Source organism: Halomonas sp., assembly GCF_052095695.1.
GTDB lineage: Bacteria > Pseudomonadota > Gammaproteobacteria > Pseudomonadales > Halomonadaceae > Vreelandella.
On record NZ_JBQDLQ010000059.1, the window covers coordinates 1 to 21930 of the forward strand.

At 56.5% G+C, this 21930-nt stretch carries 21 protein-coding genes and 1 tRNA gene; 9 read left to right on the top strand and 13 right to left on the bottom strand.

Going from position 1 to position 21930, the window contains the following annotated elements; all coding sequences use genetic code 11:
* From ACTH5D_RS12210 to ACTH5D_RS12220, 3 genes are all read right to left on the bottom strand, one after another.
* A partial coding sequence (locus tag ACTH5D_RS12210) for an ATP-binding protein (RefSeq protein ID WP_441671614.1) occupies positions 1–615 on the bottom strand: 615 nt, incomplete at its 3' end.
* Positions 616–738: 123 nt separating this feature from the next.
* A complete protein-coding gene (locus tag ACTH5D_RS12215) occupies positions 739–1761 on the bottom strand; it encodes a histone deacetylase family protein (protein ID WP_441671616.1) in 1023 nt (340 codons plus the stop codon).
* The gene (locus ACTH5D_RS12220; protein ID WP_441671618.1) at positions 1739–2449 is read right to left on the bottom strand and encodes a GntR family transcriptional regulator; all 711 of its coding nucleotides are present in this window, start codon (positions 2447–2449) and stop codon (positions 1739–1741) included. Before ACTH5D_RS12220 ends, ACTH5D_RS12215 begins: the two co-directional genes overlap by 23 nt.
* A 215-nt stretch (positions 2450–2664) precedes the next feature.
* Between ACTH5D_RS12220 and ACTH5D_RS12225 the strand changes: the two genes are divergently transcribed.
* From ACTH5D_RS12225 to ACTH5D_RS12250, 6 genes are all read left to right on the top strand, one after another.
* Entirely contained in the window at positions 2665–4221 is a 1557-nt protein-coding gene (locus ACTH5D_RS12225) for an ABC transporter substrate-binding protein (RefSeq protein ID WP_441671620.1), read from the top strand.
* Positions 4222–4299: 78 nt separating this feature from the next.
* Positions 4300–5280: an ABC transporter permease gene (locus ACTH5D_RS12230; protein ID WP_441671622.1), complete on the top strand. Its 981-nt coding sequence runs from the start codon at positions 4300–4302 to the stop codon at positions 5278–5280.
* Entirely contained in the window at positions 5277–6110 is an 834-nt protein-coding gene (locus ACTH5D_RS12235; RefSeq protein WP_441671624.1) for an ABC transporter permease, read from the top strand. Before ACTH5D_RS12230 ends, ACTH5D_RS12235 begins: the two co-directional genes overlap by 4 nt.
* Before the next feature lie 27 nt (positions 6111–6137).
* Positions 6138–7769: an ABC transporter ATP-binding protein gene (locus ACTH5D_RS12240; protein ID WP_441671626.1), complete on the top strand. Its 1632-nt coding sequence runs from the start codon at positions 6138–6140 to the stop codon at positions 7767–7769.
* Positions 7770–7812: 43 nt separating this feature from the next.
* Complete coding sequence (locus ACTH5D_RS12245; protein WP_441671628.1) at positions 7813–9192, top strand: FAD-binding oxidoreductase; 1380 nt, start codon at positions 7813–7815, stop codon at positions 9190–9192.
* Positions 9193–9276: 84 nt separating this feature from the next.
* Positions 9277–10380: a pyridoxal phosphate-dependent aminotransferase gene (locus tag ACTH5D_RS12250; RefSeq protein WP_441671630.1), complete on the top strand. Its 1104-nt coding sequence runs from the start codon at positions 9277–9279 to the stop codon at positions 10378–10380.
* Here the strand turns inward: ACTH5D_RS12250 and ACTH5D_RS12255 are convergent.
* The 10 genes from ACTH5D_RS12255 to ACTH5D_RS12300 form a co-directional block, all read right to left on the bottom strand.
* On the bottom strand, positions 10377–11333 hold the full coding sequence (locus tag ACTH5D_RS12255; RefSeq protein WP_441671632.1) for a branched-chain amino acid transaminase: 957 nt from the start codon (positions 11331–11333) through the stop codon (positions 10377–10379). The two genes, ACTH5D_RS12250 and ACTH5D_RS12255, sit on opposite strands and share 4 nt — an antisense overlap.
* A complete protein-coding gene (locus ACTH5D_RS12260) occupies positions 11330–12436 on the bottom strand; it encodes a class II histone deacetylase (RefSeq protein WP_441671634.1) in 1107 nt (368 codons plus the stop codon). Before ACTH5D_RS12260 ends, ACTH5D_RS12255 begins: the two co-directional genes overlap by 4 nt.
* Complete coding sequence (locus ACTH5D_RS12265; protein WP_441671636.1) at positions 12433–13464, bottom strand: histone deacetylase family protein; 1032 nt, start codon at positions 13462–13464, stop codon at positions 12433–12435. The genes ACTH5D_RS12260 and ACTH5D_RS12265 overlap by 4 nt, the downstream gene beginning before the upstream one ends.
* A 78-nt stretch (positions 13465–13542) precedes the next feature.
* Complete coding sequence (locus ACTH5D_RS12270) at positions 13543–14817, bottom strand: TRAP transporter large permease (RefSeq protein WP_441671638.1); 1275 nt, start codon at positions 14815–14817, stop codon at positions 13543–13545.
* The gene (locus ACTH5D_RS12275; RefSeq protein ID WP_441671640.1) at positions 14814–15359 is read right to left on the bottom strand and encodes a TRAP transporter small permease; all 546 of its coding nucleotides are present in this window, start codon (positions 15357–15359) and stop codon (positions 14814–14816) included. Before ACTH5D_RS12275 ends, ACTH5D_RS12270 begins: the two co-directional genes overlap by 4 nt.
* 134 nt (positions 15360–15493) lie before the next feature.
* On the bottom strand, positions 15494–16567 hold the full coding sequence (dctP, locus tag ACTH5D_RS12280) for a TRAP transporter substrate-binding protein DctP (protein WP_441671642.1): 1074 nt from the start codon (positions 16565–16567) through the stop codon (positions 15494–15496).
* 117 nt (positions 16568–16684) lie between these two features.
* Positions 16685–17620, bottom strand: coding sequence for an ornithine cyclodeaminase family protein (locus tag ACTH5D_RS12285; protein ID WP_441671644.1), 936 nt, complete (start codon positions 17618–17620; stop codon positions 16685–16687).
* Position 17621: 1 nt separating this feature from the next.
* Complete coding sequence (locus ACTH5D_RS12290) at positions 17622–17978, bottom strand: RidA family protein (RefSeq protein WP_441671646.1); 357 nt, start codon at positions 17976–17978, stop codon at positions 17622–17624.
* 147 nt (positions 17979–18125) lie between these two features.
* On the bottom strand, positions 18126–18893 hold the full coding sequence (locus ACTH5D_RS12295; RefSeq protein ID WP_441671648.1) for an AraC family transcriptional regulator: 768 nt from the start codon (positions 18891–18893) through the stop codon (positions 18126–18128).
* A gap of 165 nt (positions 18894–19058) precedes the next feature.
* Positions 19059–19145, bottom strand: a tRNA-Leu gene (locus ACTH5D_RS12300).
* Positions 19146–19259: 114 nt separating this feature from the next.
* On the opposite strand from ACTH5D_RS12300, the gene queA reads away from it, so the two are divergent.
* From queA to yajC, 3 genes are all read left to right on the top strand, one after another.
* Positions 19260–20291: a tRNA preQ1(34) S-adenosylmethionine ribosyltransferase-isomerase QueA gene (gene queA, locus ACTH5D_RS12305; RefSeq protein ID WP_441671650.1), complete on the top strand. Its 1032-nt coding sequence runs from the start codon at positions 19260–19262 to the stop codon at positions 20289–20291.
* Between the two features lie 79 nt (positions 20292–20370).
* The gene (gene tgt / locus ACTH5D_RS12310; RefSeq protein ID WP_441671654.1) at positions 20371–21492 is read left to right on the top strand and encodes a tRNA guanosine(34) transglycosylase Tgt; all 1122 of its coding nucleotides are present in this window, start codon (positions 20371–20373) and stop codon (positions 21490–21492) included.
* A 165-nt stretch (positions 21493–21657) separates the two neighbouring features.
* A partial coding sequence (gene yajC / locus ACTH5D_RS12315; protein WP_441671652.1) for a preprotein translocase subunit YajC occupies positions 21658–21930 on the top strand: 273 nt, incomplete at its 3' end.

A 21930-nucleotide genomic window follows, 5' to 3' on the forward strand; every position in this document is an offset into this window, starting at 1 on the left:
GGTATCCATCTTGCCCTCTTTGGCATGCACCGCCGAGACCAGCTTTTCGATATGACGGATACGCCGCTCGGGTTTGACCAGGCTGAACTGCGCGGCGATCTGGCGCAGCTTGAGGCCGTCGCGGCTGTTGCCGTGCAGTTGGGTAAAGTCGTTCTGGATCACCGAACGAAATTCAGAGGTCGCGCCCAGCTTGGGAGAAACGGGCGTGCCGCTGCGGCGCAGGCCGCTGGCCCACTGGGTGTAGTCCAGCGCGGCTACGCCCGCTTCGCTCTCCACCAAGTAATCTTCCGGCTGGTAAGGCCCGCCGACAAAGCGGTACTCCACCCCGCCTTCCGTTTTGCGGGTCAGTACCGCCTGGCAGATATTGCCCGCTTCACGGCGATATTCGTACACTAGGTAGCTATTGCGATGGGGCAAATAAAACGCATCGAACTTCATGCGCGTCTTGGGCACGACCTTATTGGGTAGCTCGCCATAAAACACCGGCACCAGGCGCTGCAGCGTGGTTTTACCGGAGGCGTTGGTGCCGCAAATATTGGTGTGGCCGTCCACACTCAGTTCCACCACCCCTTCCAGGTGGCCGTGAATCATCACGATACGTAGCAGGTGGGCCATGCCGTGTCCTTTCGTTTGCTGATCGAATCGTTTTGCTGATCAAAGAAGGCGACTATCTTGCCAGACACATTGATAGCTTGTCTTACTCTTATCGAGCGTTTGGATTCGGCATTGCCACAAGTATCAAGCGATGCCCAGCAACCCCTCAAAGAAACTCACCGCGTTGGCTTCCAACCCTTCAAGGTAATATCCGCCTTCCTGCACCACCAGCGTGGGTACGTTCAAGCCGGCTACTTTACGGCCTAGCTCACAAAACCCTGGGGTTGAAACAGTCACCTTGGCTTGGGGGTCAAGCGCGTAAATGTCGAATCCCAGCGCCAGCACTATTGCATCGGGTTCAAATAGACGAATGGCTTGGCAGGCTTGTTCCATGCGATCAAAAAACACCGACTCCGGTGAACCGTGTGGCATCGGCAGGTTGAGGTTATAGCCCACCCCCGCGCCTTGCCCGCGCTCGTCTTCAAAGCCCGTCACCGCCGGGTAGAAGTTAGTGGTATCGCCGTGGATCGAGATATACAGCACATCGTCGCGCTGGTAGAAAATTTCCTGAATACCCTGCCCATGATGCATATCGGGGTCTAACACCACGATGCGCGGGTAGCGCGTTTTAAGATGCTGCGCGGCAATGGCGGCGTTGTTGAGGAAGCAAAAGCCACCGGCGGAGTCGATGCCTGCATGATGCCCGGGCGGGCGCGATAGCGCATAGGCAAACCGCTCACCAGCCAGCAGGGCCTCGGCACCGGCCACCGCGCTTTGCGCTGACCAGTAAGCCGACCGCCAGGTGTGCTGGCCCACCGGTGCGCTGCCGTCTGCCAGGTAGCGTGCGGCTTCTGCCAATATCCCGCGCAGGGCGTTGGGCGAGCGCACGAAGATGTTGGAGATGACCTCTTCCCCCCAGTCTTCGTCAAGCGTGCGCCAGCGCCGATAGGCACTTTCAAGAAAGCGCAGATAGGGCAGCGAGTGCACCGCCCTTATTGGCGCTACTCCATGATCCACGGGCGCTTGAATATCAAATCCTAACTGATTGGCCGCCGCCAGCAGCTGAGTGGCCCGCTCCGGCATTTCCTGGGGAGTGCGCATCTTCCCGCGGGAGAAGTAGGTTTGCGGCTGATGAAGCAATTGATCATCGTGAAAGAACGTCTTCATCGGCATGCTCTCCGGCTTCGCCCACACCCTTGACTACGAATTTGCGAGCAACGCCTATGTGGTAGTCAATCGCCTCACGGCAGGCGGCTGGGCTGCCGCTATCCAGCGCGTCAAGCAGCTTAAAGTGACTGGTGGCGATGGTGTCGGGGGCTTCATGGGTTTTGGTAATTAGGGTGATGCAGAGGCGCAGCTCGTGGCTCAAGTCATCAAAAGCGCGCAGCAGCCGCTCATTACCGGCGTAATGCAGCATTAAGCGATGAAACTGCAGATCTTCTTCAATACGCCGCGTGCCGTCGTTACCGGCGGCGGCCTCACATAGCACCTCTACTTGTTGCTTTAACGCGCGCTGGGCATCGGGCGTATAGCGGCCAACTAGGCGATGAATCGCATGGCGCTCCAGGCACAGCCGAAAATCAAAGACATCTTCGAGTTCAACGGCATTCAACGCCCTTACAAAAAAGCCGCGGCGGGGTTTTGAGATCAGCAGCCCGCGGCTTTCCAACAGGCGCGCCGCCTCACGCACCGGTGCACGGCTAACGCCCAAGTCGCGGGAAAGCTGCACTTCTGAAAGCCGTTCACCGGGTAAAAAATGCTGCTTAACAATCGCTTGAGTCAAGTAGTCGGCAACTTGCTCGGCTAAGTTTTGCTGTTGAATAAAGGCCTTGGGAGGCACCGTTGATGAGACCATAAACGTTACTCTCGGGGTATGACGCGTTTTCTTCAGTATGACGAAAAAAACCTCCTTGTCGACGAACGATTGCCGACTGTCGACAGTTTTACCACATGCTGCTATTTTCAAAGAAGGCCTATAACAAACATCACAACTGGGCCTAACACGCCACGCCTCGCTCGCCTAACGACTACGTAAACTCATTACGTGCTAATAACTGAGGAGCAGGAAGCATGAAAAAAACTTTAGCGTTGGCTATTTCCGCTGCAGCACTCGCCTTTACCTCTGCCGCCCTGGCTGATGAGCCAAAGCAAGGGGGAACTGTTAACACGATTATTCAGCCAGAGCCGCCAGGCTTGGTGCTAGGTATGGTGCAAAATGCCCCCACGCGCACCGTAGCGGGCAATATTTACGAAGGCCTGTTGCGCTACTCCACCAACCTTGAACCCATGCCACAACTGGCGGAGTCATGGGAGGTCAGCGACGATGGCCGTACCTACACCTTCCATTTGCGTGAAGGCGTTACCTGGCACGACGGCGAAGCCTTTACCGCTGATGATGTGGTGTTCTCCGCCGATATCTTCCACCGCGAGTTGAACCCCAGCGCGCGGGCCGTGTTACAGCATGTAGAAAGTATCGAAGCCACCGACGACCACACCGTGGTCTTTACCCTGATTCAACCCTTTGGCCCGTTCCTGCTCTCTTTTGAAGCGGGCACCTTCACCATGGTGCCCGAGCACCTCTACGCCGGCACTGATTTCCGTAATAACGAGCACAACGACCACCCCATTGGCACCGGCCCGTTCAAGTTCTCCAACTGGGAACGCGGCACGGTGATCGAGCTGGTCAAAAACGAAGACTATTACGAAGACGGCCTGCCCTACCTGGACGGCGTGAACTGGCACATCATTCCTGACGGCGCTTCCCGCGCAGTGGCGTTCGAGAACGAGACCATTGATGTGCTTCCCAGCGGTACCGTCGAGAACTTCGATATTCCCCGCCTAGCCGAGATGGATAACGTCTGCATGACCGAAGAGGGCCATGAATATTTCAGCCCGTTCGCCATGCTATGGATGAATAACCGTGAAGGCCCAACAGCCGACAAACGCTTCCGCCAAGCGGTGATGTACGCCATGGACCGCGAATTTGCTCGCGATGTGCTGTGGAACGGCCTGGGCAATGTGCCGCTTTCTGCCTTCGGCTCTAATGCCCGCTTCCAACACGATGGCCTTAATCCTTACGACCACAACCCTGATCGTGCCCGCGAGCTACTTGAAGAGATGGAATACGACGGCGAGGAGATTACCATCCTACCGCTGCCCTACGGCGAAACCTGGACGCGCTGGGCCGAAGCTGTTCAGCAGAGTTTGCGTGAAGTGGGCATTAACGTGCGCACTCAAGCCACCGATGTCGGCGGCTGGAACCAGCGCCTGGGCGATTGGGATTACGATCTCGCCTTTACTTACCTGTTCCAGTACGGCGACCCGGCACTCGGTATTGCGCGTAACTATCTATCGGACAATATCGCCAAAGGCTCACCCTGGAACAACGTTGAAGGCTACGAGAACGAGCGCGTTGATGAACTGTTTAACGAGGCTGCCACCGCCTTCCCTGATGAAGAACGCGAAGCGCTCTACCGCGAAGTGCAGGAAATTCTGCATGAGGACGTTCCAGTCGGCTGGCTGATGGAACTGGGTTTCCCAACACTCTACCGCTGCGATGTGCAGAACCTAGTCACCTCCGGCGTAGGCGTTAATGACGGCTTTAAAGATGCTTGGTTAGACCGCTAAACCAACACTCTGCCCAGGTAGCACGAGCGACCTGGGCGATTCTGCCATGTCATGAAGGTATCTGTCAGGAAGGTGTCTATGGTTTACGCTCGCTTAATTGCTATGCGGCTACTAAAAGCCGTTATCATTCTGTTTTTAATCATTATTTTTAATTTCCTATTGATTCAGTTGGCCCCGGGTGACCCGGCCGCCATTCTGGCCGGTGAAGCGGGTGCCGCCGACCAGGAATTTCTTACTCAGTTGCGCGAGCGCTTTGGCCTCGATCAACCCATGTATGTGCAGCTGTGGCGCTATGTATCAGGTATCGCCGTGCTCGATTTTGGCTACTCCTACCGGCTGGGCGTCCCGGTGTTTGATCTGATTATGGATCGTTTACCCGCCACCCTTCTGCTCACCGGCACCGCCTTTGTGCTGTCACTCGTGCTGGGCATTGTGGCGGGCTCCATGGCCGCCGCACGGGTTAAAAAACCCTCAGGCTCGATCATTATGGCGCTGGCGCTGATCTTCTATGCCACGCCGCTGTTTTGGGTGGCGCTAATGTCGGTGGTGGTGTTTTCGGTATATCTCGGCTGGCTGCCCGCCTATGGCCTTTACACCGTAGGTGCTGGGCATACGGGCTTTGCTTTAATCCTCGATGTTGCTAAACACCTAGTACTGCCCGCCACGACCCTAGCGCTGTTCTTTATGGCGATTTACACCCGTATGACCCGCACCTCGATGCTGGACGCTGCCCAGCAGGATTACGTTAAAACCGCCCGCGCGAAAGGCTTGAAGCCCAGCATTATTCAGCGCCGTCATGTGTTGCGTAACGCCCTGCTGCCGATCATCACATTAGCGGGCCTGCAGGCGGGGCAGATGGTCGGTGGTGCGATCCTGACCGAAACCGTGTTTGCCTGGCCGGGCATCGGGCGGCTGATGTTCGAAGCCCTGCAGCAGCGTGACTACAACCTGCTACTGGGGATTTTCTTCTTCTCGGCGGCCTTGGTTATCGTCTTCAATATCATCACCGATTTGGTCTACAGCCTGGCTGATCCACGCATCAAGAAGGGGGCCGCATGAGCTTTTTCGCACGCTTCGCGCAAAACCGTGGCGCCCTGGTGGGGCTGATTATTCTGCTATCGATCATCGCCATGGCCATTCTCGCCCCGCTGCTATTCCCTGAATCCCCTTGGCGCATGGTCCAGCGGCCCTTTTTGCCGCCGCTTTCGCAAGATGGCTTTCCGCTTGGCACTGATACCATGGGCCGCAACGTGGCGGCAGGCATTATGCACGGCGCCTGGGTATCGCTGTTAATTGGGCTGGTATCGACCAGCGTGGCGCTGCTGATTGGCGTTCCACTGGGTGCTATTGCCGGTTACTACGGCGGAATCATTGACGATATTTTGATGCGCTTTACCGAGTTTTTTCAGACCATCCCCAACTTTGCGCTGGCGATTGTGCTAGTGGCGATTATGCAGCCCAGCATCACCTCGATTGTGCTGGCGATTGCGATTGTCAGTTGGCCGCCGGTAGCGCGCTTGGTACGCGCCGAGTTTATGTCGCTACGCAACCGTGAATATGTCGAGGCCGCACGCTTGGTGGGCCAGACCAACAGCACGATCATTCTGCGTCAGATTCTGCCCAATACGCTGTCACCGATTATCGTGCTGGCATCACTAATGGTGGCCACCGCGATTTTGTTGGAGTCGGCGCTGTCGTTTCTCGGCTTGGGCGACCCGAACGTGATGTCCTGGGGCTATATGATTGGTGCGGCGCGCACGGTGATTCGCCAAGCGTGGTGGCTGAGCTTCTTTCCTGGGGTAGCCATTCTGCTCACCGTGCTGGCGCTCAATCTCGTCGGTGAAGGTTTAGATGATGCCTTGAACCCCAAACTATCCCGCGAGCGCTAGGCGTTTGTTATGGCTGGAGAGCTTGTTATGAATAAAGCATCAACAGAAACCGTCCTTAGCATTCGCGACCTTAATATTGCGCTCCCCAAAGGGGCGGATCGCGCGCTGGCAGTAGAAGATGTTAGCTACGACGTAAAACGGGGGGAAATAATGTGCGTGGTGGGCGAATCCGGCTCTGGTAAGTCGATGGCCGCCAACGCCGTGATGGGGCTGCTACCCAAGGGCGTGCGCGCCACCCAGGGCGAGATTTTGTTTGAGGGTCAGAACCTGCTCGCTCTGACCGAGAAGCAGCACCGGGCCCTGCGCGGGCTCAAAATCGGCATGATTTTTCAGGAGCCGATGACCGCCCTCAACCCCTTGATGCGGGTAGGTGCGCAAATTGCCGAGGTTTTTGAAGCCCACGGCCAGTTCACTGCCAAAGAGCGTCAGGCCCGCGCCCTGGCGCTGCTGATCGAAGTGGGCATTCCACAGCCGGAAAAGGCCATTCGCGCCTACCCGTTCGAGCTTTCCGGTGGCCAGCGACAGCGGGTAATGATCGCCATGGCGTTGGCGCTGGAACCCATTATTCTGATTGCCGACGAACCTACCACGGCGCTGGATGTGACCACCCAGGCGCAGATTCTCGAGTTGATTCGCGATTTGCAAAGCCGCCGCGGCATGTCAGTGATGTTTATCACCCACGACTTTGGCGTGGTGGCCGAAATCGCCACCCGGGTCTGCGTGATGCGCCACGGCAAGATTGTTGAGTTAGGCGAAGCAAAAGCGGTGCTTGAAAAGCCACAGGATAGCTATACGCAAGCGCTGATTGCAGCCATCCCCAGCAATGCGGTGCCGCCTCATCGAGAGAGCAGCCAAGTTGCCCCGCTACTGGAGATTAAACAGCTCAATAAAGTCTTTCGCTCCCGGGGCGGGCTGTTTAAGCCTGCCCGGGAAGTGCGCGCTCTGGAAGATGTCTCGCTTACCCTCGCCCGCGGCGAAACAGTGGGCATTGTGGGCGAATCTGGCTCGGGAAAATCCACATTAGGGCGCTGCGTGGTGCGTTTGGAGCACCCTGACAGCGGCGAGCTGCTGCTGGATGGCGTTAATCTTTCCCAGCTTAAAGGCGATGCGCTGCGCCGTGAGCGCCACCGGGTACAGATGATTTTTCAAGACCCCTACGCCTCGCTCAACCCACGCACCAAGGTAGGCATGGCGATTGCCCAGGGGCCGATTGCCAACGGCACGCCCAAAGCCGCGGCGCTTAAACAGGCCGGCGAGCTATTAGACTTGGTCGGTTTGGGCGCCAGCGCCGTGGAGCGCTTTCCGCATGAATTTTCCGGCGGCCAACGCCAGCGGATTGGTATTGCCCGAGCGCTGGCGCTCAACCCCGAACTGATCGTCGCAGACGAAGCCGTCTCGGCGCTGGATGTGTCCATTCAGGCTCAGGTATTGGAGCTGCTTGAAGAACTAAAGCAGCGCCTTTCTTTGTCGCTGCTCTTTATCACTCACGACCTGCGGGTGGCGGCGCATATTTGCGATCGTATTGTTGTCATGCAGCATGGCCGCATTGTTGAGCAAGGCAGCGCTGAGCAAATATTTCTCGCTCCGCGCGAAGCGTATACTCAAGCGCTTCTTAAGGCGATTCCAGGCCGTGAAGCGCCTGTAGCAGCGACGGCTTAAGCACTCATAGCCGCGCCTATTTACTCATCAGTAAGGATAACCAATGCAGATATCCCTGGAGGCACTGCGTGCCATTGTTGGCCCTGCCCATGTATTGACCGGCAACGATGTGCACAGCCGCAGCGTCGACTGGATGACCGGCGCGCCCTGCCAGGCAGGGGCGCTCGTTCGACCTGCAAACACCGAGCAGGTGGCTGCGGTCATGCGCGCCTGTTATGAGGTGCAGCAGCCGGTAGTCACTCACGGCGGAGTAACGGGCTTAGTCCACGGTGCTGAAGCAAGCCCTGACGAGCTGGTAATCTCGCTTGAGCGCATGAGCGCCATTGAAGAGATTGATCAAGTCGGCGGCACGCTCAGCGTGCAAGCCGGGGCACCGCTGCAGCGGGTGCAAGAAGCAGCGCGAGAAGTCGGCCTGCAGTTTCCGCTGGATCTTGGCGCCCGAGGCAGTTGTACGATCGGCGGCAATATCGCCACCAATGCAGGCGGCGTGCGGGTGATTCGCTACGGCATGATGCGCCAGCAGGTGCTCGGCCTGGAAGCGGTGATGGCCGATGGCCGTGTGGTTAGCTCGATGAATCGCATGCTCAAAAACAATGCAGGATTCGATTTAAAGCAGCTGTTTATCGGCAGCGAAGGCACCCTGGGCATTGTGACCCGCGCCGTGCTGCGCCTGCAGCCGCCAACACCTAGCGAGCAGACGGCGATGGTCGCCTGCCCTTCGTTTGAAGCACTAACCGGCCTGCTCAGCCATATGGGCAAAGCGCTAGGCGGTAGCCTCGGCGCCTTTGAGGTCATGTGGCAAAACCACTACCGCCTGCTGACAGACACGCTGGGGCGCCATACCCCGCCGATTCCAACGCATCACCCCTTCTATGTCATCATTGAGTCGTTGGGCAGCGACGCTGAGCGCAATGCCAACCAGTTCAGCGAAGCATTGGAAAGCGCGCTCGAAAGCGAACTGATTGTCGATGCGGTGATCGCCCAGTCTCACGCCCAGCGTGATGGGCTATGGGCCGCTCGTGAAGACATTGAAGGACTCGTTAAAGGCCTAGCGCCGGTATTTACGTTCGATGTTAGCCTGCCGATTGCCGATATGCAGCGCTACACCGTCGCGCTGGAAACGCAGCTAACGCAGCGCTGGCCAGAGGCACGGCTAGTGGTGTTTGGCCACTTAGGCGATGGCAATCTGCATATTTCCGTGAGTACGGGCAACGATGCCATCGAGATTCGCCGTGAAGTCGAAGCCATGGTTTATGAGCCGCTGACCGCACTTGGCGGATCGGTGTCCGCGGAACACGGCATTGGCCTAGAAAAGCGCCCGTGGCTAAGCACCTGCCGTGCCAGCGCCGAGATCGAGTTGATGCAAACCCTCAAGCAAGCACTAGACCCGCTCAATTTATTGAATCGCGGTAAAGTGCTTTAACGAAACGCCCAACGCTGATCATTACTACTGTTTTTAGAGATTGTTTTTAGAGATTACTTTTAGACATCGCTTTTAGGAACCGCTATGCCCCGCTATCCCGAGCACTTAACCAGTGAAGGCCCTGTTAACCCGTTTCCTGGCATCAAGGTGTTAGAGCGCCGCATCGGAAAGGAGATCCCCCATCGACTGGGCTCTAACGAAGGCCTGGACATGCCACACCGTGCACTGCGCGAGCACTTTGGCGATGCCCTAGCCGAACACGTTTACTGCTACGGCGATGCCGAGGCGCTCGGCGTGCGCCAGCGCCTGAGTGCCCAGCATGGTATGGCACTTGAAACGCTGCTGGTCGATGCCGGCGCCGACAGCCTTATTGCCCTGGCCCTGCGCACGACCTGTGAACCCGGCGCGACCGTCATCTGCACTGCCGGCACCTACCCCACGTTTGGCTATTTTGCGCTTGGCCAGGGATGCCGCTTGGTTGAGCCCAGCTACTATGAAGCACCGGGCGTGCTAGCGCCTGATTTAGAAGCTTTGGCGGCGGCGGCGTATAACGAGAATGCACGCCTGGTGTATCTGGCCAACCCAGATAACCCCAGCGGCCATTTGCATAGCGACAGCGCCATCCTTAAGCTGCGCGACGCGCTGCCCGATAGCTGCTGGCTGCTGTTAGATGAAGCTTATGGGGACTTTCGCGATGATGCAGGCAGCGAGTTCGCTGCCAACGCCATACAAGGTGTGATTCGCCTGCGTACACTTTCCAAGGCCCATGGCTTGGCAGGCTTGCGGATTGGCTATGCCATCGCCGACCCCAAGGTACTGGCGATGATGATGAAGGTGCGTATTCACTACGCGGTATCGTCGCTGACCCTGGCCGCCGCCGAAGTGGTGCTCGACCACTCTGATGAAGTCCACCAGCACGTTGCCGATGTGAAAGCACGCAGGGAGCAGTTGGCTGAGCACTTTCGCGCATTGGGTGCCGATGTACTGCCCAGCGCCACGAACTTTGTTGGCATCCGCCTACCCAGCGCCGATCTCGCCGCCGAGGTGCATCAGCATCTGCTCGCCGAAGGCGTGTTAGTTGCGCGCTTAGCACACCCGGCGCTTGCCAACATCATTCGTATTACCGCCGTACAAGCAGCGCTGGAACCAGGAAGATTAGCGGCATTAGAGGCTGCGATTAGCGCTTAAGCCTGTGTTAACCAATGCCTAAAATCATCCAGTTCGCCACGCACCGCCTGACGGTATAAGCCTTGCAGCTGAGCCGTCACGCTGTCTGGATGGATGGGCTCATTGGCCGGTGGCGTCCCAGCGCGGGCGCCAATACGCCGCCCATCCAACTCGCGCAGCGGCAGTATCTCAGCGGCAGTGCCGGTTAAGAATGCTTCATCGGCGGTATATAGCTCATCGCGGGTAATCCGCCGCTCACGCACTTCAATGCCCAGCACTTTTTGCGCTAACTGAATCACGCTATCCCGGGTAATGCCCTGCAGGCACGACGTCACTTCCGGCGTGTGTAGCACGCCGTCGCGCAGCAAAAAGACATTAGCCGCCGAGGCCTCGGCCACATAGCCTTCTGGGTCAAGCATAATGGTTTCATCAAACCCGGCTTTCACCGCGGTATTGAGCGCGAGCATCGAGTTAACGTAGTGCCCGCTCGTCTTGGCGCGGCATAGGCTGATATTGACATGGTGACGCGCCCAGGAAGAGGTAAGCGCCCGCAGCCCTTGGGTGGCCGCCTGCGGTGAAATGTACGGGCCTAAATCCCACGCTGCCACCATCAGGTGAGTGCTGAGCCCCTGAGCACGCAGCCCCAAGCCTTCTGAGCCTAAAAACACGGTGGGCTTTAGGTAGGCATTGGTTAGGCCATTTTTACTCAGGCACTCGCGCTGAGCAGTGATGATGTCTGCCTCACTGAACGGCAGGGGAATGTCCAGCGCATGGGCGCTTTCTGCCAAGCGGCGCGTGTGTTCAGCGACGCGAAACAGATGCGTGGCCGTAGCGTCTGCATAAGCACGCACACCTTCAAAACAGCCCATGCCGTAGTGCAGGGTATGGGTAAACAGGTGAACCTTAGCGTCGCGCCACTCACGCCATTCGCCGTCTAGCCAAATCCAGCCATCGTGATCATCAAGCGGTGTCATCGTTTTGCTTGCTCCCACTGTTGGCACCAGCTTTCAATGAAGGCCTGCTGGTGCGGTTGCAGGGCCTGATAGCCCCACGCGGCAATTTCATCGTTTTGCGGGTCGGGTACGGTCGTCGTACTGCCCGCCAGGATTTGGATAACCGCGTGGCCGCATAGCGGCACGTAGCCCTCCGAGTAGCCGCCTTCGTGTATCACGACCAGCTTGCCTTCGCAGCAGCGCTCGGCCAGTGCTTTCAGCTGGGCAGTCATGCGGGCGAACGCTTCGCTATTGAGCAACATTTTGCCTAACGGGTCTTTGGCGCAGGCATCATAGCCGCAGGCCACGACAATCAATTCAGGCGCAAAGGCTTCCAGCGCAGGCAGTACCAGCGTTTCCATGGCGTGCGCGTAGGCGCCCAAGCCACAGCCCGGCGGCAGCGGTAAGTTAAGATTGGCGCCGAGACCGGGGCCTTCGCCCTGCTCGTCAAAGCTACCGGTTTCCAGCGGGTAGTTAGCCGCTTGATGGAGCGACACCGTGAACACCTCAGGCTCGCTGTAAAAGGCGGCCTGCTGGCCGTTGCCGTGGTGGACATCCCAATCGAGTATCGCCACGCGCTTCACCTGCCCCAAGGCGCGGGCGCGCATCACCGCCACGGGAATATTGCCCAGCAGACAAAAACCGCGGCCTTGATCAGCTTCTGCGTGGTGGCCAGGCGGGCGGCATAGCGCGTAAGCGTTGCCTACGCCGCCCAGCGCTACCGCCTCAACAGCCGCCACCGCTAAACCCGCCGACTGAGTAGCCGACGCCCAGCTGCCGGGCATAAAGGGCGCACAGTCGCCACCGTTACCGCCTTGGCTTTTGTCGCCCGCCTGAAGCAAATTTAAATAGCGCGGGGTATGAAAACGCAGCAGATCATCAACCGTCGCTGCCGGTGGCTTCACGACGTGAAGTTCATCAATCAGCCCACTGGCTTCGAGAATATTTTTTAACCGGCGCTTGCTCTCCGGGCTTTCAGACGCCGCCTGGGGCTGTAAAAACTCACCGGGTGCGGAAAACACGCCTATGGCCCCTTGGTCATGCCAAAAGCAGCGCTCATGCCAGTAAAAGCCGGTTGCCTTCATGGCGCAAAGCCCTGCATAAAGGCGGCCAAGTTGACGCTTAAATGCTCGGTAGGGTAGCCACCTTCCTGAATAATCACCGTGGGCAGCGACAGCGCGGCTAAGCGCTTGCCCACATCGACAAAGGCGTCGGTTTCCACGTTCAGGCCGGCTAACGGGTCGTCTTTATGGGCATCTAACCCCAGCGCCACTACCACTGCATCGGGTGCATAGCTCTGAAGGTGATCAATTAACACCGCCAACGCATCTAGAAAAACCTCGCCATCGCTGCCGACGGGCAAGGGCAAATTGACGTTGGCGTCTAAGCCCTCGCCACAGCCCTCTTCATCGGCGCCGCCCCAAAAAAACGGGTAGAAGTCGCTGGGGTCGGCGTGCAGCGAACCGGTCCACACGTCACTGCGGGCATAAAAAATATCCTGGGTGCCGTTGCCGTGATGAAGATCCACATCAATGATCGCCACCTTGGCAAAGCGCTCACGCAGCACCGTGGCTGCCAGCGCGGCGTTATTGAGTAGGCAAAAGCCACCGGCGCGCTCAGGCCCCGCATGATGGCCCGGCGGGCGGCAAAGTGCGTAGGCACGCGGCGCGCCGTTAAGCACTTCTTCTGCAGCGGCTTCAGCCGTCGCAGCGGAGGCCAGCGCGCCCTGAAAGCTTGTGGCACTGAGCGGGCAGGCCATATCGTGCAAATGCCAGCCCGCTTGGCCAATCGGGTGGCGCGGGTAATGATGGCCACCACCGCAGGGGTGAATATTCGGCGCGACAAATTCTGCGGCGTTAGGTAGTTTCTGCCAACGCTCATAAATGGTTTCTAAAAACTGCAGGTAGCGCGGCGTATGAATCTGCTCTAAGCGCTTACGTAGCTTGGGTGAACCTGCCTCGTTAGGCGTTGTCAGCGTAAGTCCTACGCTAGCCAAACCTTGCGAGAGCAGCTCCGCGCGCACCGGGCCTTCCGGTGACGGCGCAGGCTGCCCGCGCAGTAAAAACGTTGGCGGTGCATGAGAAGCTTGGTCGGGATGGTAAAAGCATTTCATGATTAAGTTCACAGTTCTTAGGTTCTTGACGAGAACGACCTGAGCTCGCTGACGCTTCGTACAGCCCCTGGTAGCCCATTAGAGTAAAGAAGGAATCCAGGTGGAAAGCGCTGGAAATGCGGCTAGTAGCACAATCACCACCAGAAACGAGACGTAGAACGGTAGCGAGGCAATAATTGCCCGCTCGTAGGGCACTTCGGCTATCCGCGCGGCGGTCATTAGCGTCATCCCTACCGGCGGCGTCACATTGGAGATATTCAGCACCACAATCATCAAAATAGCGAAGTGCAGCGGATCAAAGCCAAGCTGAATCATCGCCGGGACTAACACCGGGGCAATCACGACTAGCGCAGGCAATACATCCATCACCGTGCCAATCACTAACAGTAGCAGGCATACCAGCATTAGCTGCACAAAGGCCATATCGCTAAAGGTGGTAATCAAGCTGGCGGCGTCTCGGGCAATACCCGAACGGGTGACAAACCACCCTAGCACCGCAGACGTTGCCAATAGAAAGAACACTACGCCTGAAAAGCGCACGGTGGTCACCAGCGAGTCCCATATTTTTCGCCAGGTAAGATTGCGATAGAACACGACGCCAATGATGATCGCGTAAACGGCCGCAAAGCCGGAGGCTTCGGTAATCGTTGTAAGCCCGGAGAGAATACCGCCCATGATAATCAGCGGCACCACCATTGCCGGAAGCGCGGCCAGTAGAGCGATCATTGCGGCCCTAAACGGCGTTGGCGCCTGCTTAGGGTAGTTACGTTTCCAGGCTAGAAAAAAGCTCATTCCCAGCAGCGCTAACGCCATTAACAGCCCGGGAATAATCCCCCCTGCAAACAGGTCGATCACCGAAATATCCCTCAGCAGCGTGGCATACACCACCATAACAACGCTAGGGGGAATGATTGGCCCAATGATCGATGAACAGGCGGTGACGGCAGCGGCATATTCAGCGTCGTAGCCCTGCTTTTTCATCTCAGGGATCATGATTTTACCAATCGCCACGGTATCCGTGACGGCGGCGCCGGTCAGGCCAGCAAAAAACACCGACACTGAGATATTCACATGGGAAAGCGATCCACGCACACGGCCGAATAAGGCATTGTTAAACGCGATCAGCTTATGGGTTAGCCCGCCTTGGTTCATCAGTTCAGCGGTGAAAATAAAATAGGGAATGGCAATCAATAGAAACCCGGAAACGCCCGAGAACATGCGGTCGGCAATAATGCCCAGCATGCGCTCCCCGCCTAGCGTAAAACCACCCGCTAGCCCCGACATCGCCATCACCACCGCAACGGGCGCACCAATAAATAACAGCAATACGAATACTAAAATCGCGGGCGTCATGAGCGATTCTCTCCGTCATTGAGTTCAATGAGTTCGTCAATCATCTCGCTCTCATCTAAAAAGTGCTCTAGCAAGGAAAAGCCATGCACCAAGTGGAGCAGCATGATGAAGCCGCTAACCGGCACCACAATGGCGGTAACCTTACTGAGGATACGAACTTGGTCGGAGACCATGTAAACCTGGGTGGCGTTGGTGAAGTAGCCCCAGCCATACCAAATCAGCATTAGCGCAAACAAACCGATCACCGCCAGACAGAGCCCCGCTCCAATTTGCACTAGGATTTTTGGCAGGCTGCGTATCAGCAGCGTCATGGCCACATGTTCGCCGTAGCGCAGCGAAATGGTCATGGAAAGAAAACCGATCCACGGTAAAAAGAGCCGTGCCAGCGAGTAGGTCCAGCTCAGCGTGCTGCCCGTTGCTAGCTTATAGAGAAAGGCGGTAAACGAGATCCCCAACATTGCCAGGATACAGCCCACACAGACCACAATGGCCACCTGATTGATGCTATCGCTTAGGCGGCGCAAAGGTTTTAATACACCCATCACCATCCCTCACGCTGGAACGCATAACAGCCGCTCCAACGTTGGTTAAGAATTAGCCGTTAATGACCCAGCGGTTAATGACTTAGCCGTTATTGGCCCTGGTTTTATTGACCCTGCACTTACTGACCCTGCTGTTATTGACCATAAGTGCGGTAGTCCTCGTCTGGCACTTGTTGGCCGACGCGGGCAACTTCATCAAGCAGGCCCTGCACGCGGGTCTCGTCCATACCAAAGTCATCGACGACCCACGCTTGCCATGCCGGACGGGCAATGTCGGCCATGCGTTCGCGCTCTGAATCAGGCATTAAGTAGCATTCGACGAAGCGTTCACAGGATTCCACCCAGCTCGTTGTTGCCAGCGCGCCTGACATTCCGTGACTCAACTGAATGGCTTCGCGCGCAGAGCTAATCAGCACCTGCTGGTAGTCTTCAGGCAACGACTGATACCAGGACTCGCTGACGACCCACGGGGCGCTGTTATACACATGCCCGGTAAGCGTGGTGTAGTCGGTGACGGCATCAAAGTTAAACGTGGTGTTGAGCACCGGCGCATTGAACTGGCCATCGGCAAGGCCGGTTTCCAGTGCAGTGATCAGCTCACCCCAAGGCAGTGGTGTTGCAGAGGCGCCTAGCGAGCGCATAATCGCAACGTGAGCGGGGTTTTCTTCGGTGCGAATATTAAGCCCTTCTAAATCTTCGACGGTCTTAATCAAGTGCACGTTATTGGTAAAGGCGACGAAACCACCGCCGTCATCAAAGGTGCCCAGGTAACGCATATTGGCCGTTTCAATCGTGCCGGACATAAAGTCAGCGAACCACTCGCTGTCAAAAAAGGTCCACGCTTGGCGCCAGTTAGTGAACAGGAACGGGGCCGTGACCATTTGATAGTCTTGGTAAAACGACGACATCGCGCCCGCGGTAATAATCGTCGACTGCAGCGTGCGCCCGCCCTGCACTTCTGACCCGTTCTCAACTTCTGAACCTAGCTGACCGCCGCCGAAGATATTGACCTCAAGGTCACCGTCGGTACGCGCTTCCACCAGGTTTTTAAAATGCATCAGTGCCGGGTAGATTTCGTTGTTACTCATATCTTCCGGAATCTGGGTGGCAATCACCATTTCATAGGACTGCGCTTGGGCATTGACGCTTGCAATGGCCAAGGGCAGTGCTGTCAGAACGGCCATTAGTAAGGATTGATTCATTTTCATAACACACCTCGTTTTGGTTATTAGTCGGTCTTCGTTATGACTGGCGTTGTGACGTAACAGGCTGTTATATCTAACGTCTTATTATCAGCATCAGCCTGTGACGTTATTTATGCAGCGTTATTCGGGCAGTGATTCCCATACCTCAATAGCCGCAGCTAAATCTTCAAGTGAGGCACCCACCGATTTGAATAACGTGATGGCGGCTTGATCGGAACGCCCCGGCTTTGTGCCGGACAGCACTTCGGCAAGCTCAGCCTTAATATCGTTAAAGCGAAAAGCGCCTTCCCCTATCGCTTGAAGGATATCGCCCGCCTCGCCTTTAGCACCGGCATAGGTATCCACAAATACCTGTGCACGGCGCAAACACTCAGCGTCGGTTTCACGCATCTGTGGGCGAAAAGCGCCAATCAAATCAAGATGTGTTCCCGGCGTGAGCCACTCGCCTTTGATAATCGGCTGAGTCGAAAGCGTGACGCAGCTCACGATGTCAGCTTGCGCGACGGCTAAGGCCAAGTCTTCAACGACCTGTGTTTCAAGGCGCCCAGCGTATTCGTCGGCAATCGCCGCCGCTTTGCTACGATTGCGCCCCCAAATCATCACGCGCTTGATCGGGCGCACGCTGGCGTGAGCCTCAATCACCATGGGGGCCAGTTTGCCGCTGCCCACGACCAGCAGCGTTTCTGCCGACGCATTCGCCAACGCTTTAACCGCGAGTGCAGACGCTGCCGCGGTACGGCGACGCGTTAGCTCGCTACCATCAATACAGGCCAACGGCTGCCCGTGTTTACCTTCGCAGAGCAGGTAAAGCCCCGAAATAGCAGGAATACCGTGATCGGCGTTTTGTGGAAACACGTTGACCATTTTGACGCCGATATAGCCCGCTGTTTCCCAAGCTGGCATGAGCAGCATGGTGGCTTCGCCGTCAGGTCGGTGCATCGCATGATGATGACGGGGAGGAGACTCAATGCCCTCTACAAACGTCGTTTGCAGCCGCCTGATCAAGCCATCCCAGGTTAGGTGGCGAGCGACCTCTTCGGCAGCAACAACCCGCATATTAGGCCTCCGGCAGTGCGGCAACGACCATAATTTCAACCTTCCACTCAGGCTTGGCGAGGTTCGCTTCAAGCGCTGCACGCACGGGTGGGCGGCCAGGAACGATCCACGCATCCCAAGCGGCATTCATTTGGTCGAATTCAGCCATACTGGTCACCCAGATCTGCGCTGAGATCAGGTGCTCTTTGGAGGTTCCGGCTTGAGCGAGCAGTTGGTCGATGCGCGCCAGCACTTGCTCAGTTTGACCGCGCATATCCGCCGAGGCATCAGGAGGAACCTGACCAGCGAGGTATACGGTGCCATTATGAATGGCGACTTGGCTCATGCGCGCATTGCTGTCTTGGTAAGTAACGCCCATCGGGTCTCTCCGGTAAAATTAAGGTCTTAAGAGACTAAAGCGCTACTGGGCAAATTACTTGCCCGACACTGCGATAGATTTGCCCGCAAGTCATGCAAACAACACAAAACACGGCAGGCAGTGGGGATTAACGATGAGAGGAAGGGATTAACGATCAGAAGAAGGAGAGAGCTCAAAGTAGCGGCGATAGGCGCGGGAGAAACTGCCTTGATCACGAAAGCCTACCAACATAGCGATATGCCCAAGACTCAGCGTGCTATGCCGCACCAGGTTTCGGGCATGCTCTAAACGCCTGCGCTGTACGTATGCCAGCGGCGTGACGCCGGTAAGCTCACGAAAACAGCTGTGAAAATGCCCCGGACTCAAGGCGCATAAAGAAGCCAACTGATCCACACGAACGTCATCGGCCAAGTGCTGGTCCAACCACGCATCTAAGCGAGCAAGGTCAAGACGTTCACTAATGCAGTGCTGCCCTAACTGCGCGACGGACGTCGGCGTAGCATCCTGCAAATACATGTAAAGCGCGCGCAGCAACAAGATCGCGATTTCATTTTGTAGTGCAGGGCACTGTTCCAACTGGTGCGCCAAGGCGTGGGTCAGCTGATTTAAGGCCGGGGGAACGCTGAAAAAACGCGGCTTATCGAAAAGACGCTCAATGTCGCCGCCCTGTTCGATTAGCGCCAGGTGCGCAACGGGAATATCCAATACAAGCGTACGATTGCTGCCATCACCTTGAAATTCATGATGGCGCGAAGAGGGAATCAGGCAGCCTCGGCGGGCAGTTACCCGCTCCCCCTGCCCTTCCATCGAAAGCTCAGTCACGCCGCAGGTCGCCAGGATAAGCTGATGAAAATCGTGAGTATGCGCCACCTGCTCTTGGGCGAGGTTACGGCTATACAGCTCAAAAAGGGCCATGGAGAGAGTCCGTCTTTCATCGAATGCGATTCATTGACTATAAAACGGCTAGGCAGGAAAAAGCGAACAAATGCATTGTCTCAGACGAGAAAACACAAATTGCGGGCACTAACAAATTGAAGCCACTAAAAAAGGCCTAGCGATGAACGCTAAGCCTTTAATATTTGGTGCCGGTAGCCAGACTCGAACTGGCACACCCGTAAAGGCGGCGGATTTTGAATCCGCTGCGTCTACCAATTCCGCCATACCGGCAATGGATGCGCATTATACGTAAAAATTGAGGCAGGTCAATCGCATCGACTGACTTTATCCAGCCAAAGCGCTATCCTATGTCGCCTGTTTGATCAACGTTAAGAGTCATACGCCATGCAGCGCGCAGATTTTCATTACGAGCTACCCGACGAGTTAATTGCTCGCTACCCTTCTGAGCAGCGTAGCGACTGCCGTCTGCTGTGCGTGGATGGGCAAAGCAACGCGCTGGCGCATCGCCGTTTTCCTGATTTACTGGCGCTTTTGGAACCTGGCGACCTGCTGGTGTTCAACGATACGCGCGTAATTCCCGCGCGCCTGCACGGCCACAAGGCAAGCGGCGGCAAAGTAGAAATGCTGCTTGAACGCCCGCTGGATGCTCACCGCGGCTTGGCGCATATTCGCTCTAGCAAATCACCTAAGCCCGGCACGGAATTGATTTTTGAAGGTGATGTTCACGCTATCGTAGAAGGCCGCCGCGACGCGCTGTTCGAACTGCGCTTTTTAGGCGACACACCGATGATTGCGCTGCTTGAAAAACACGGCCATATGCCGCTACCGCCCTATATCACCCGCGAAGACGAAATCAGTGACCGTGATCGCTATCAAACCGTGTATGCGCGTCGTGACGGAGCAGTAGCGGCACCCACCGCAGGGCTGCACTTTGACCAGCCGCTGCTGGACGCGCTCGCTGACAAAGGCGTTAATCGTGCCTTTGTGACACTGCATGTGGGCGCCGGTACGTTTCAGCCAGTTCGCGTGGATAATATCCTTGAGCACCACATGCACAGCGAGTGGATTGAAGTCTCTGAGGCTACCTGCCAACAGGTGCGTGACACCCTGGCGGCCGGCAAGCGGGTTGTGGCCGTAGGGACGACGAGCGTGCGTTGCCTGGAAAGCGCCTGCCAAAAAAGCAGCGATGGGCAGATCGCGCCGTACAGCGGCGATACCGACATTTTTATCTATCCCGGTTATCAATGGCGCTGTGTGGATGCTTTAATTACCAACTTCCATTTGCCTGAATCCACCCTGCTGATGCTGGTCTCTTCCTTTGTAGGCTACGATGCCATCATGCACGCCTATCAGCAGGCAGTGGCCGAGCGCTATGCATTCTTTAGCTACGGCGACGCTATGCTATTGACCCGTTAGTAATTGCTTTATCACCCGTGCACAAGCCGCGCCAAACGAACGAGATTAACGAGTTATTTTTATGCGAAACGAATGTTTTATGCGCTTTGAGCGCCTGGCTGAGGATGGCCGCGCACGCCGCGGTCGCCTGCACTTCCCCCGCGGCACGGTTGAAACACCTGCGTTTATGCCGGTCGGCACTTACGGAACAGTAAAAGGCATGACACCCGACTCGATTAAAGAGATCGGCGCTGAAATCATCCTGGGCAATACCTTTCACCTGTGGCTACGCCCCGGCACCGAGGTAATTGAAGCCCACGGTGACCTGCACGATTTCGCCCAGTGGGACAAGCCGATTCTCACCGACTCCGGCGGCTTCCAAGTCTTTTCGCTGGGCAAAACGCGTAAAATCACCGAGCAGGGCGTGCACTTCCGCTCGCCGGTCGATGGCAGCAAAGTCTTTATGGGGCCGGAAGAGTCCATGGCGGTTCAGCGCTCGCTGGGTTCCGACGTGGTCATGATTTTCGACGAATGCACGCCCTATCCGGCGACCTTTGAGGAAGCCGAAAAATCCATGGAGCTATCGCTGCGCTGGGCCAAGCGTTCACGTGATGCCCACGGCGAGTCGCCTTCTGCTCTGTTTGGCATTATTCAAGGCGGCATGCACCCTGAGCTTCGCGAACGTTCGCTGAAAGGGTTGCTGGAAATCGATTTTGATGGCCTAGCGATTGGCGGGCTTTCCGTCGGCGAACCTAAAGAAGAGATGATCAAGGTTCTCGACTACCTGCCCACCTGGATGCCCGATGACAAGCCCCGCTACTTAATGGGCGTCGGCAAGCCTGAAGATCTCGTGGAAGGCGTGCGCCGCGGCGTGGATATGTTCGATTGCGTGATGCCTACCCGCAATGCGCGTAACGGCCACCTGTTCACATCAGATGGCACGGTCAAAATTCGTAACGCCAAGCACCGCTTTGACACACGTCCGCTTGATGAAGAGTGCGATTGCCATACCTGCCAGCATTTCTCACGGGGCTATTTGCACCACTTAGACCGCTGCAATGAAATGCTCGGCTCAATGCTAAACACCATTCACAACTTACGTTACTACCAGCGTGTAATGGCTGATTTGCGCGCAGCAATTGAAGCGGGTACATTGACGGCCTTTGTGGAAGGTTTCTATGCTCGGCGCGGCCTGCCGGTGCCTCCCCTAACACAAATCTAACGAATTAATCGCCACGTGCCTTGGCGCGTGGTTTAAACTATTTGGCTATATTTTTCTAAACCATGTTTTTTAGACCAATGTTTTTTAGACCCATGTTTTCTAAACCTAAGCTTTTCTAAACTTAAGCTTTTAAACCACGCTTTTCTAACTCAGGAGTTCTCTACAATGCTGGATTTCTTCATCTCACCAGCCCATGCCCAAGAAGCCGCCGGCGGCGGTGGTATTGCGCAAATCGTCATGCTGGTCGGCTTCGTACTGATTTTCTACTTCCTGCTGTGGCGCCCGCAAGCCAAACGTGCCAAACAGCACAAGCAGCTGGTCACTAATTTGGACAAAGGTGATGAAATTGTCATCGGCGGCGGATTGGTGGGTCGTATATCTAAAGTGAGCGACGAATTCCTGACCATCGAGATCTCTGAAGGCACCGAAGTTAACGTG

Coding starts and splice junctions, on each gene's coding strand:
- ACTH5D_RS12220 (WP_441671618.1), bottom strand. CDS start 2,449: ATGGTCTCATCAACGGTGCCTCCCAAGGCCTTTATTCAACAGCAAAAC.
- ACTH5D_RS12225 (WP_441671620.1), top strand. CDS start 2,665: ATGAAAAAAACTTTAGCGTTGGCTATTTCCGCTGCAGCACTCGCCTTT.
- ACTH5D_RS12235 (WP_441671624.1), top strand. CDS start 5,277: ATGAGCTTTTTCGCACGCTTCGCGCAAAACCGTGGCGCCCTGGTGGGG.
- ACTH5D_RS12240 (WP_441671626.1), top strand. CDS start 6,138: ATGAATAAAGCATCAACAGAAACCGTCCTTAGCATTCGCGACCTTAAT.
- tgt (WP_441671654.1), top strand. CDS start 20,371: ATGCGCTTTGAGCGCCTGGCTGAGGATGGCCGCGCACGCCGCGGTCGC.
- ACTH5D_RS12285 (WP_441671644.1), bottom strand. CDS start 17,620: ATGCGGGTTGTTGCTGCCGAAGAGGTCGCTCGCCACCTAACCTGGGAT.
- ACTH5D_RS12260 (WP_441671634.1), bottom strand. CDS start 12,436: ATGAAGGCAACCGGCTTTTACTGGCATGAGCGCTGCTTTTGGCATGAC.
- ACTH5D_RS12295 (WP_441671648.1), bottom strand. CDS start 18,893: ATGGCCCTTTTTGAGCTGTATAGCCGTAACCTCGCCCAAGAGCAGGTG.
- ACTH5D_RS12290 (WP_441671646.1), bottom strand. CDS start 17,978: ATGGGCGTTACTTACCAAGACAGCAATGCGCGCATGAGCCAAGTCGCC.
- queA (WP_441671650.1), top strand. CDS start 19,260: ATGCAGCGCGCAGATTTTCATTACGAGCTACCCGACGAGTTAATTGCT.
- ACTH5D_RS12265 (WP_441671636.1), bottom strand. CDS start 13,464: ATGAAATGCTTTTACCATCCCGACCAAGCTTCTCATGCACCGCCAACG.
- ACTH5D_RS12255 (WP_441671632.1), bottom strand. CDS start 11,333: ATGACACCGCTTGATGATCACGATGGCTGGATTTGGCTAGACGGCGAA.
- ACTH5D_RS12270 (WP_441671638.1), bottom strand. CDS start 14,817: ATGACGCCCGCGATTTTAGTATTCGTATTGCTGTTATTTATTGGTGCG.
- ACTH5D_RS12275 (WP_441671640.1), bottom strand. CDS start 15,359: ATGGGTGTATTAAAACCTTTGCGCCGCCTAAGCGATAGCATCAATCAG.
- ACTH5D_RS12245 (WP_441671628.1), top strand. CDS start 7,813: ATGCAGATATCCCTGGAGGCACTGCGTGCCATTGTTGGCCCTGCCCAT.
- ACTH5D_RS12250 (WP_441671630.1), top strand. CDS start 9,277: ATGCCCCGCTATCCCGAGCACTTAACCAGTGAAGGCCCTGTTAACCCG.
- dctP (WP_441671642.1), bottom strand. CDS start 16,567: ATGAAAATGAATCAATCCTTACTAATGGCCGTTCTGACAGCACTGCCC.
- ACTH5D_RS12215 (WP_441671616.1), bottom strand. CDS start 1,761: ATGAAGACGTTCTTTCACGATGATCAATTGCTTCATCAGCCGCAAACC.
- ACTH5D_RS12230 (WP_441671622.1), top strand. CDS start 4,300: ATGGTTTACGCTCGCTTAATTGCTATGCGGCTACTAAAAGCCGTTATC.